This window comes from Streptomyces sp. ATLC9, assembly GCF_057196705.1.
The window spans coordinates 1-9,416 of the sequence record NZ_JBXUOY010000208.1 but is presented as its reverse complement, the minus strand read 5'-3'; the positions used below and the strand labels follow the sequence as shown (position 1 = coordinate 9,416).

The window sequence follows — 9,416 nt, the reverse complement described above, 5'->3', positions numbered from 1 at the left end:
GCGGGGGCGCGGGGGGGCCCCCGCGGGCGCGCGCCCGCCCCCCACGGCTCCCGGCTCCGCCCTCCGAACCGGCCCGGGGCGGGGCCGGGTCCGCCGCACCCCGCCGCTCCCGTCGTCCGGCCGGCTCCCCCCGTCCCCTCCCGTCGCCCGGCCCCCGCGGGGCACCGGTAGGGTTCGGGCCGGAAAGCCTCGTGACGGTCCGGGAGGGGTCGAGGAGAGTGCGGACGAAGGCGCGCGGGCTCAGGCGTGCGATGGTGTCGGCGGTGGTGCTGGCCGCTCTGGCGGCACTGCCGGGCTGCGTCACGGTGCACGGCGAGCGGGCCGTGGTCCCGGCGGTGACCGAGGCGGAGGCGGCGAAGGCCCTCGAGCACTTCACCGAGACCAACAACGAGGCCAACCGCACCAACGACGCCGCCCTGAACGCCACCATCGAGACGGGCGCGCTGGGCGCCGTCGACCAGGCCGGGCTGCGGGCCCGCCGGATCGTCCACCCCGGCGGCGGCCCCGGCCACCGGGACCTGGAGCTGACCGACGCCCGCTTCCTGATACCGCGGCAGGCGGGCTGGCCGAAGTTCTTCGTCGCCGACACGGCCTCCAGCCAGAGCCCCGGCAAGCGCTGGCTGCTGGTCTTCACCCGCGACGGTGTGGAGGAGGGCTGGAAGGCGTCGTACCTGTCGGTGCTGGAGGCCTCCGCGGTGCCGGAGTTCGCCGAGGACGGCGAGGGCCACGCCGAGGCCGTGCCCTCCGGCGCGTCGGCCCGGCTGGCCGTCGCGCCAAAGGACCTGGGGAAGAGGTACACGGACTACCTGCGCGAGGGCGGCGACGCCTTCGCCGACGGCCCCGCCACCAGCGGTCTGCGCCAGGAGCGGAGGAAGGCGGCGGCGAACCCGGGCGCGCGCACCCAGTGGGCCGACCTCCCGGCCCGGGACGCCCGGTTCGCGCCGGTGGGGCTGCGCACCGAGGACGGCGGGGCGCTGGTCTTCTTCACCACGCACCACCAGATGCGGCAGACCGTGCCCCAGGGCTACCAGCCGCAGATCAAGGACCCGTACGTCAAGGCCCTGCTGGAGGGCACGCCGCGGCAGTCGGTGACCTACGTCCGCCTCGGCCTCCAGACCGCGGCCGTGCCTCCCGCCGACGCCGACGACCCGAGGGTCAGGCTGGTCTACCGCCTCCAGCGCCTGACGAGCGCCGAGGGCGACTGACCCGGCCACCGCCCCGGCGCGTCAGCGCACCGGCCACGGGGCGGTGTGGTCCGGCTCCTCCTGCGGGTACGCGGCGCACGCGTCCGTCAGCGCCTCCAGCATCGTCAGCGGGTCGGGCAGCGGGCGTTCGGGGGCGCGCAGCCAGCCCACCGCCGGCTCGGAGTCGCCGGGCAGCCGGGCGGGGGGTACGAGCACGTAGCTGCCGCGGCAGTGCCACCGCAGGCCCGGGTGGTCGTCCAGGGTCTCGGGGCGGCAGTCCAGCACGCACGGCCACCACTCGTCCTCGTCCTCCGGGGTGCCGCGGGTGGCGGTGAAGAACAGCATCCGGCCCGGCCAGGGGTCGGTGCCGCACACCGCCACCGGCCCGACCTCGACACCCTCTGCCTCCAGCCGCTCCAGCGCGGCCCGCCCCGCGCCCACGGGCACGTCCAGCACGTCGTGGGTGCGGCCGGTGGCGGTGATGAAGTTGGCCGCCGGCCGGCCGGCGGCCCAGCGGGCGATCTGCTCGGGGTCGGTGGTGGCCTGGGTCTGCCAGGCGAAGGAGACCGGATGCCGGCCGGGGGTTGGGCAGCCGATCCGGTCGCAGGAGCAGCCGTAGCCCTCGGGGTGCGCGGCCGGCGCCAGGGGGAAACCGGCCGCGGCGGCCGTCAGCAGCAGGTCCTCCCGTACGCGGGCCGCTTCCTGCGCGGCGCTCGCGTGCGCGCCGCGGGAGCGTCGGCGCAGCCACCGGGAGAATCTGCTTTCGCGTTCCATCGGACTCCTAGCGCGGGAACCACCGGCCTGGGCCTGTGGGGGAATCGCTTCCCTGGTGTGCGGTGCTCGCGGCCGGTCTGGCGGGGCGTCGGGGCGGGCCGGGCAGCGACCTCGCGTGCCGGACCGCGTACCGCCCCACGCGTGACCGGGGCCGTGGATTTCGAGGGTACGAAACCGAGCGCCTTCGGCCGGACGGATTCCGAAGATCCCGGACGGCCTTCTCCATCCTGCTCCTTCCGCGCCCCCGATGAGTAATCGAACGGTGGTCGCGATGGTCACAGCCCGCCCGGCCCGCCGGGAGACGGTTCTGCGCCGTACAGCGGAAATCCTCCTCCCGGACAGGACAGGGACGCCCGGCCGGGTGGACGATGTGCTGACACAGCGCGACACCTCCGACACGCAGCGATCCTGTGAGGAGCCCTCCCGTGTACACACCCCGCCGCTACCTGATGTGCCCACCGGCGTACTTCGCGGTCACCTACTCCATCAACCCGTGGATGGACCCGGCCAAGCCCGTGGACCTCCCGCTGGCCGTGACCCAGTGGGAGGCCCTGCGCGACGCCTACCGCTCGCTCGGCCACACCGTCGAGGAACTGGCTCCCGACCCGGAGCTGCCCGACATGGTGTACGCCGCCAACGGCGCGCTCGTCGTCGACGGCCGGGTGCTGGGCGCCCGCTTCGCCCATCCGGAGCGGGCGCGGGAGGCCGCGGTGCACCGGGAGTGGTACCGGGCGCACGGTTTCGCCGAGGTGCGCGAGCCGGAGCACGTCAACGAGGGCGAGGGGGACTTCGCCGTCACCGCCTCCTGGCTGCTGGCCGGGCGCGGCTTCCGCAGCAGTCCGCTGTCCCACCCGGAGGCACAGGAGTTCTTCGGCCGTCCGGTCGTCGGCCTGGATCTGGTGGACCCGCGCTTCTACCACCTGGACACGGCCCTGTGTGTGCTGGACGACGCCCGCGACGACGCCGTCATGTACTACCCGCGGGCGTTCTCACCCGGCAGCCGGGCGGTGCTGGCGCGGCTCTTCCCCGACGCGATCACCGCCGGGGAGGACGACGCCCGCGCCTTCGGGCTGAACGCGGTCAGCGACGGGCACCACGTACTGCTGCCGCAGGCGGCGGTGGGCCTGTTCGAGCCGTTGCGCGAGCGCGGTTACGAGCCGGTCGGGGTCGATCTGGGGGAGCTGCTCAAGGGCGGCGGCAGCGTGAAGTGCTGCACGGCGGAGCTGCGCGGCTGACCCGGGCGCCGCACCGCACACCGCGCCGGTGCGGGGCGGGGGCCGTCAGCCCCCGCCCCCGTCCCGCCCGCCGTCGCGGGTCTCGCTCCAGGTATCGCCCCAGCGCGCGTCCCGCGCGGCGCGGTACGCCGGACCGCGGCGTTTGGTGACGGTCTCGCGCCGCAGCCCGCCGTGTTCGCCGTCCGGTCCGGCGCACAGGTCGAGCAGGACCTGGCCCTTGCGGATCTGCGGCCTGCGCACGATCCGCGCTGCGGCGGGCGTGCCGTCCGTGCCGCCGCCCGTATCGCCGCCGCCCGCACCGGGGCGGACGGCGGCCACGTAGGAGAACTTCTCGTCCTCGTACGCCAGCGATCCTCCCTTCACCCGCCGGTGGAGGGAGGAGCGGCTGACGCGGGCGGCGAAGTGGCACCAGTCCGAGCCGGGCTCTATCGGGCAGGCGCCGCTGTGCGGGCAGGGTGCCAGGACGCGCAGCCCGGCCCCGGTCAGCCGGCCGCGCGCCTCGATGATCCGCCGGTAGCCCTCCGGGGTGCCCGGCTCGACGATCACCACCGCCCGCCGGGCCGCCGCGGCGGCGGCGTCGGCCAGGGAGTGCCGGGCGTCCTCGGGCAGCTCGTTCAGCACGTAGGAGACGGTGACCAGATCGGCCGCGTCCAGTCCCGGCGCGGCCCCGATGCGCTCCTGCCGCCACTCGGTGCCGCGCAGGGCTGCCGAGCCGGAGCCGCCGGCCAGTTCACGGCCGAGGGCGAGGGCGGGTTCGGACCGGTCCAGCACGGTGGTCGCCCGCGCCCGCGCCCGCGCCTGCCCGTTCCGGTCCGGGCCGTCGCCCCAGACCGCGGCGGCGGCCCACACGGCCGCGCCCGTGCCCCCGCCCACGTCCAGATGGGTGGCCGGGTCCAGCTCCGGGGCCCGGTCGGCGAGGGCGTCCAGGGCGGCGCGGACGGCCTCGAAGGTGGCGGGCATCCGGTAGGCGGCGTAGGCGGCGACGTCGCCGCGGTCGCGCAGGACGGGGGCCGCGGCACCGCTGTCCCGGTAGCCGCTGATCAGCCGCTCGACGGCCCCGGCGGCCTGCCGGGGCGGCAGCCCGTCGAGGAGGCGGGCGAGCGCGTCACGCAGCTCTTCGTCGGTGTGGAGGGGGGCGAACACCGGGCCAAGTGTAGGCGGGTGCCCGTCCGCCCCCGCCCGTCCGCCTCCGCCGTCCTTCGCGGACCTCTCTGCGGCGGGCACTCATGGATTCGCCCCGCTCGCCTCTCGCGACCGCGGACGCCTTTCCCTCATTGCATATGCCAGCGACTGTGCCGGTTTTTTCGGTATCCCCCTCCTCCTTCCGGGAAGGAACCCGGATCACCGGATCCGGTTGTGTTCGGCGGCGCACTCGGGGGCAGACGATGCAGTGGAGTTGGGAAAGCAGCTCCGAAGCGAGGAGGACCGATGCACAGGGAAGGCCGCCCACCGGAGCGCTTGACCAGCCGCCCGCCACAGTCCGGGGACCGGGCGCGGGAGATGACACGCGGTTTCCTCCGGGTGGCCGAGCCGGACGCCTCGAAGGCCGATGTGGACGCCGTGCTGCTGGGGGTCTCGGAGCTGGTGTCCAACGCGGTCCGCCACGCCGGCGGGGTGACCGGCTTCCGCCTGGCCCCCGGGGACGGCGGCGTGCTGGTGGAGGTCTCGGACGCCAGTGTCCGGCGGCCCAGGACGGTCCAGATAAACCCCTCCGTCCCCGGCGGCTTCGGCTGGCTGCTGGTGCGCGAGCTGGCCACCGAGGTCACCGTCGCCCTCCGTCCGGGCGAGGGCAAGACGATCCGGGCGTCCTTCCCGCTCCGGACCGCTGCCTGAGGTACGGCCCGGCACCGGCCCGGCCGTCCGCGTCCGGGCCTCAGACGGACATGACCCGCACGTCGTACTGCGGGATCCACTTATCGCGGGTCACCAGGGTCATCCCCTCGGTCTGCGCCTGGGCGACCAGCATCCGGTCGAAGGGGTCTCTGTGGTGCTCCGGAAGCCGGCCTGCCCGCACTCCGTGCCCGGCGGTGACGGGCAGGCCGGTGAACTGGCTGTCACGCACACGCTCGGCCAGGTCCGCCGGCCCTTCGAGCTTGCCGAGGGACTGCTTGATGGAGATCTCCCAGGGTGTCACCGCGCTCACGTACACGGCGGGTTCCGTGTCGAGCAGGTCCTTGACCTCACCGGAGAGCTCGGGGGAGTCGTCCAGCCACCACAGGACCACGTGGGTGTCGAGCAGGAGTCGCATCAGCGCATCCCGAAGGCGTCGGCGATGTCGTCGGGCAGTTCGTCGAAGTCGTCCGGGATGTGGACGAGACCCTTGAGCGAACCACGGCCGGTCCGCCTCACCTTGGGCCGCAGGGGCACCACCTTGGCCACCGGCTCCCCCGCCTTGCTGATCACCACCTCCTGACCGGTGGCGACCTGCTCGAGGATCCGGGAGAGTTGTGTCTTGGCTTCGTGCACGTTGTACTGCCGAGCTGCTTCCACGGCTGCCCCACATTCCGGTCACCAGGTGGACTAAGCGGTGGACCAAGTATAGCCCGGCCGTCCCCGCGTCCGCCCCCGGGAACGGCGGAGGGGAAGCCGCGGAACGGAACGCTCCCTCGGTACGTCTCTGTCCGCCGAGGCGCACGTCCAGGCCCCCGGGGGCATCGCCGCCACCCGCGCCGACCTCGCCCACTGACGGGGCCGGGCGGAGGCGCGCGACCGGGGCCCCGGCGGCCGTCCCCCGAGCCGGGCGGGACGGAGTGACGGGCACGACGGCAGGCGCCGCCCGCGCGGTCTCCCGCGTGGACGGCGCCTCGCCCGGAGCGTCCGGGCCGCGTCAGGCCCCGGTGACCTCGACGGCCGCCAGGTTCTTCTTGCCGCGCCGCAGCACCAGCCAGCGTCCGTGCAGCAGCTGGTCGGCCGTGGCGACGGCGTCCTCGGCGGTCACCTTCGCGTTGTTCACGTAGGCGCCGCCCTCCTTCACCGTGCGGCGGGCGGCCGACTTGCTCGCCACCAGGCCGACCCGCGCGAACAGGTCGGTGATCTGCCCGAGCTCGCCCACCCTGGCGCCGGGGAGCTCGGAGACCGCGGCGGCCAGCGTCGCCTCGTCCAGCCCGGCGAGGTCGCCCTGCCCGAACAGCGCCTTCGAGGCGGCGATCACGGCCGCGCACTGGTCGGCGCCGTGCACCAGCGTGGTCAGCTCCTCGGCGAGCGCGCGCTGCGCGGCACGGGCCTGCGGCCGCTCCTCGGTCATCCTCTCCAGCTCCTCCAGCTCCTCTCGGGAGCGGAAGGAGAGGATGCGCATGTACCGCGAGATGTCCCGGTCGTCGGTGTTCAGCCAGAACTGGTAGAACGCGTACGGCGTGGTCATCTCCGGGTCCAGCCAGAGCGTGCCGGTCTCCGTCTTGCCGAACTTGGTGCCGTCCGCCTTCGTCATCAGCGGCGTCGCCAGCGCGTGCACCTCGGCGTGCGGCTCAAGGCGGTGGATCAGGTCCAGGCCGGCCGTGAGGTTGCCCCACTGGTCGCTGCCGCCGGTCTGGAGGGTGCAGCCGTAGCGGCGGTACAGCTCCAGGAAGTCCATGGCCTGCAGCAGCTGGTAGCTGAACTCCGTGTAACTGATGCCCTGGTCGGAGGCGAGGCGCTGGGCGACCGACTCCTTGGTGAGCATCTTGTTCACCCGGAAGTGCTTGCCGATGTCCCGCAGGAACCCGATCACGGACAGGCCCGAGGTCCAGTCCATGTTGTTGACCATGACCGCCGCGTTGTCGCCCTCGAAGGAGAGGTACGGCTCGATCTGCGCGCGCAGCCGGGTCACCCACCCGGCGATGGTCTCCGCGTCGTTCAGGGTGCGCTCGGCGGTCGGCCGGGGATCGCCGATGTGCCCGGTCGCGCCGCCCACCAGGGCCAGCGGCCGGTGCCCGGCCTGCTGGAGCCTGCGGACGGTGAGCACCTGCACCAGGTGCCCGACGTGCAGGCTCGCCGCGGTCGGGTCGAAGCCGCAGTAGAACGTGACGGGGCCGTTCGCCAGGGCCTTGCGCAATGCGTCCTCGTCGGTGGACTGGGCGAGCAGCCCGCGCCACCTGAACTCGTCGACGATGGCCGTCACGGTCCCGTGTCTCCTTGAGGTTGTGTTCCGGTCCGGCGGCCAGTGTAGTGCTCCGGCCCCTCCCCCGTTCTCCCGCTGACCGCGCGGTCCGCCTCGTTCCCGTCCGCCGACCGGTCCGCGTCGGCGGTCACGGCGGTCCCGGCGGTCCCGGCGGTCACGTCCGCGTCACCGTCCATGACGACCAGCGGTTCGGCGGCGTCCACGCGCATCGCCGGGCCGTCGTCCAGCCCCAGCACCATGACGAGCCCGCCCAGCGGCGACCGCTCCCCCCTGACGCTGCGGATCGTCTTCCACACACCCCAGAGCCTGACCCGCTGGCCGGACTGGGCCGTCACCGCCGCGATCTCCCTCTCGACGGGCACGGCCACCAGATCCGGGGCCTTCAGTTCGGCCCACACCGTCTTCCCGATCCCGCACGCGCGCCTGCGCACCCCCCAGCGGTGGGCCAGCGCCTCCACGAGCAGCAGGCCGCGCCCGCCGGTGTCGTCCTCCCCTGGGTCGCGCACCCTGGGCCACCCGTCCCCCGCGTCGCTCACCTCCAGCCGCAGCAGGCCGTCCGCCCGCGAGTGCGCGATCTTCACCCCCACCTGCCGGTCGTTCGGCACCCGTACGCGCACCGCGTTGGTGACCAGTTCCGACAGCACCAGCTCCGCCGTCTCCAGCACGTCCTGCCCGACCCGCCACTCACTGAGCACCGCCCCCAGCAGCGCCCGCGCTCTGGGCACGCTGCCGCGACGGCGAGAAAGCCGGAAGGAGACGTGATGCGGTGCGGCCATGGCAGCTCCCAGGGAATCGACGCTCGGCCGGAGTCCCCTGCGGAAGCGGCCAGTTGGCCGTGGGACTCCGGTGTCCATGACCAGCAGAATGAGAGCGGATCGAGCGCACTTGCAACGTTTCCAGCAAAGATGATGGCGATGTTCCCTCTTTCGGATTAATACCATTCCGTGAAGCCTGCTGCTCTGCTAAACGTGTCGGCATGCTTGCGAAGAGCAACACCCCGAACCCGTCCACCGTTCTCGGCCGCCAACTCGGAGACGAGTTGCGGCGGCTGCGGGAAGCGGCAGGACTGACGACCGTCCAGGCCGCCGAGGCCCTCGACTGCACCAAGGGCAAGATCAGCCGAATCGAGAACGGCCGGGTGGCGGTCCGGCTCCCGGACCTGACCGCCATGCTGCATGCCTACGGGGTATCGGACCCCGACCTTCGCGAGCGACTGGCCGCGCTGGCACGCAAGGCCAACCGCCGCCGCAGGCAGGGGTGGTGGAACCAGTACAGCTCCGTTCTCGCGGACACCTACCGCGACTACATCGCGATGGAGACCATGGCGGACTCCATCCGCACCTTCCAGGCGCAGCTCGTTCCGGGACTGCTCCAGACACCCGGGTACATCCAGGCCGTGACGGTGGCCTCGCAGCAGTGGCAGAAGGCGGAGGAGATCGAGAGGTTCGCGCAGGTGCGCCTCGCACGCCAGGAGAGGCTGACCGGCGAGTCCCCGCTGCGCCTCTGGTCCGTCATCTCGGAGGCCGTGCTTCTCCAGCAGGTCGGAGGGCCGGACGTCATGAGGACTCAGCTACAGCACCTCCTGGACGCCTCCGAGCATCCCAACGTGACTGTCCAAGTACTGCCGTTCTCCCGCGGAGCCCATGCGAGTATGTTCGGCCCGTACGTAGTGCTGGGTTTCCCCGAAGAGGGGGCGCTTGACGTGGTGCTGGCGGACAGCCCGACCGGCTCCATGTGGCTTGAGCGTGAGGCGGAGGTCGCCCGATACCGGGATCTGTTCGACGCCGCACGCACATCGGCGCTCTCTCCGGTGGAGTCCCGTGCCGTCATCCACCGCAGGGCCAAGGAGCACAGAGCATGAAGAGCACACGCCACAGCACCCCGGACCTGTCGGTCGCGACGTGGCGCAGCAGTACACACAGCGGCGGCAACAACGAGTGCGTCGAGGTGGCCGACGACGTACCCGGCATAGTCCCCGTCCGCGACAGCAAGCGCCCCGCCGGCCCCGTCCTCGGCGTCAGCCCGGACGCCTGGGCCGCCTTCCTCGACCACCTGCGCTGACCCGCGCCCCGCCGGGGCGGGCGCGGCGGGCGGGCGGCGCGCCCGGCCGCGGGCGCCGCGCGCGGG

11 protein-coding genes are annotated in these 9,416 nt (G+C 73.5%); 5 read left to right on the top strand and 6 right to left on the bottom strand.

Annotated elements, in window-relative coordinates:
* The first annotated feature begins 218 nt into the window (after positions 1–218).
* Positions 219–1,205, top strand: a complete 987-nt coding sequence (locus tag AC2CJA_RS19685; RefSeq protein ID WP_484604014.1) for an SCO2278 family lipoprotein — start codon at positions 219–221, stop codon at positions 1,203–1,205.
* 21 nt (positions 1,206–1,226) lie between these two features.
* Here the strand turns inward: AC2CJA_RS19685 and AC2CJA_RS19680 are convergent, their stop codons facing one another.
* Positions 1,227–1,958 (bottom strand): bifunctional DNA primase/polymerase, encoded by a 732-nt coding sequence (locus tag AC2CJA_RS19680; protein WP_484604013.1) that lies wholly within the window; start codon positions 1,956–1,958, stop codon positions 1,227–1,229.
* 425 nt (positions 1,959–2,383) lie between these two features.
* Here AC2CJA_RS19680 and ddaH point away from each other — a divergent pair, with 425 nt between their 5' ends.
* A complete protein-coding gene (gene ddaH / locus AC2CJA_RS19675; protein ID WP_484604012.1) occupies positions 2,384–3,193 on the top strand; it encodes a dimethylargininase in 810 nt (269 codons plus the stop codon).
* A 45-nt stretch (positions 3,194–3,238) separates the two neighbouring features.
* Here ddaH and AC2CJA_RS19670 read toward each other — a convergent pair whose 3' ends face one another.
* Positions 3,239–4,336 (bottom strand): small ribosomal subunit Rsm22 family protein, encoded by a 1,098-nt coding sequence (locus tag AC2CJA_RS19670; RefSeq protein ID WP_484604011.1) that lies wholly within the window; start codon positions 4,334–4,336, stop codon positions 3,239–3,241.
* Positions 4,337–4,693: 357 nt separating this feature from the next.
* Between AC2CJA_RS19670 and AC2CJA_RS19665 the strand changes: the two genes are divergently transcribed.
* Positions 4,694–5,026 carry an ATP-binding protein gene (locus AC2CJA_RS19665; protein WP_241027380.1) on the top strand — a complete coding sequence of 111 codons (333 nt, stop codon included), beginning with the start codon at positions 4,694–4,696 and terminating at the stop codon, positions 5,024–5,026.
* A gap of 40 nt (positions 5,027–5,066) precedes the next feature.
* Here AC2CJA_RS19665 and AC2CJA_RS19660 read toward each other — a convergent pair whose 3' ends face one another.
* The 4 genes from AC2CJA_RS19660 to AC2CJA_RS19645 form a co-directional block, all read right to left on the bottom strand.
* On the bottom strand, positions 5,067–5,441 hold the full coding sequence (locus AC2CJA_RS19660) for a type II toxin-antitoxin system VapC family toxin (protein WP_241717765.1): 375 nt from the start codon (positions 5,439–5,441) through the stop codon (positions 5,067–5,069).
* On the bottom strand, positions 5,441–5,683 hold the full coding sequence (locus AC2CJA_RS19655; protein ID WP_241717764.1) for a type II toxin-antitoxin system Phd/YefM family antitoxin: 243 nt from the start codon (positions 5,681–5,683) through the stop codon (positions 5,441–5,443). Before AC2CJA_RS19655 ends, AC2CJA_RS19660 begins: the two co-directional genes overlap by 1 nt.
* Positions 5,684–6,020: 337 nt before the next feature.
* Positions 6,021–7,289 (bottom strand): tyrosine--tRNA ligase, encoded by a 1,269-nt coding sequence (gene tyrS, locus AC2CJA_RS19650; protein ID WP_484604010.1) that lies wholly within the window; start codon positions 7,287–7,289, stop codon positions 6,021–6,023.
* The gene (locus AC2CJA_RS19645) at positions 7,286–8,065 is read right to left on the bottom strand and encodes an ATP-binding protein (protein WP_484604009.1); all 780 of its coding nucleotides are present in this window, start codon (positions 8,063–8,065) and stop codon (positions 7,286–7,288) included. Before AC2CJA_RS19645 ends, tyrS begins: the two co-directional genes overlap by 4 nt.
* A 200-nt stretch (positions 8,066–8,265) precedes the next feature.
* On the opposite strand from AC2CJA_RS19645, the gene AC2CJA_RS19640 reads away from it, so the two are divergent.
* Entirely contained in the window at positions 8,266–9,150 is an 885-nt protein-coding gene (locus tag AC2CJA_RS19640) for a helix-turn-helix domain-containing protein (RefSeq protein WP_484604008.1), read from the top strand.
* Positions 9,147–9,350: a DUF397 domain-containing protein gene (locus AC2CJA_RS19635; protein ID WP_206346288.1), complete on the top strand. Its 204-nt coding sequence runs from the start codon at positions 9,147–9,149 to the stop codon at positions 9,348–9,350. The genes AC2CJA_RS19640 and AC2CJA_RS19635 overlap by 4 nt, the downstream gene beginning before the upstream one ends.
* Positions 9,351–9,416 lie beyond the last annotated feature (66 nt).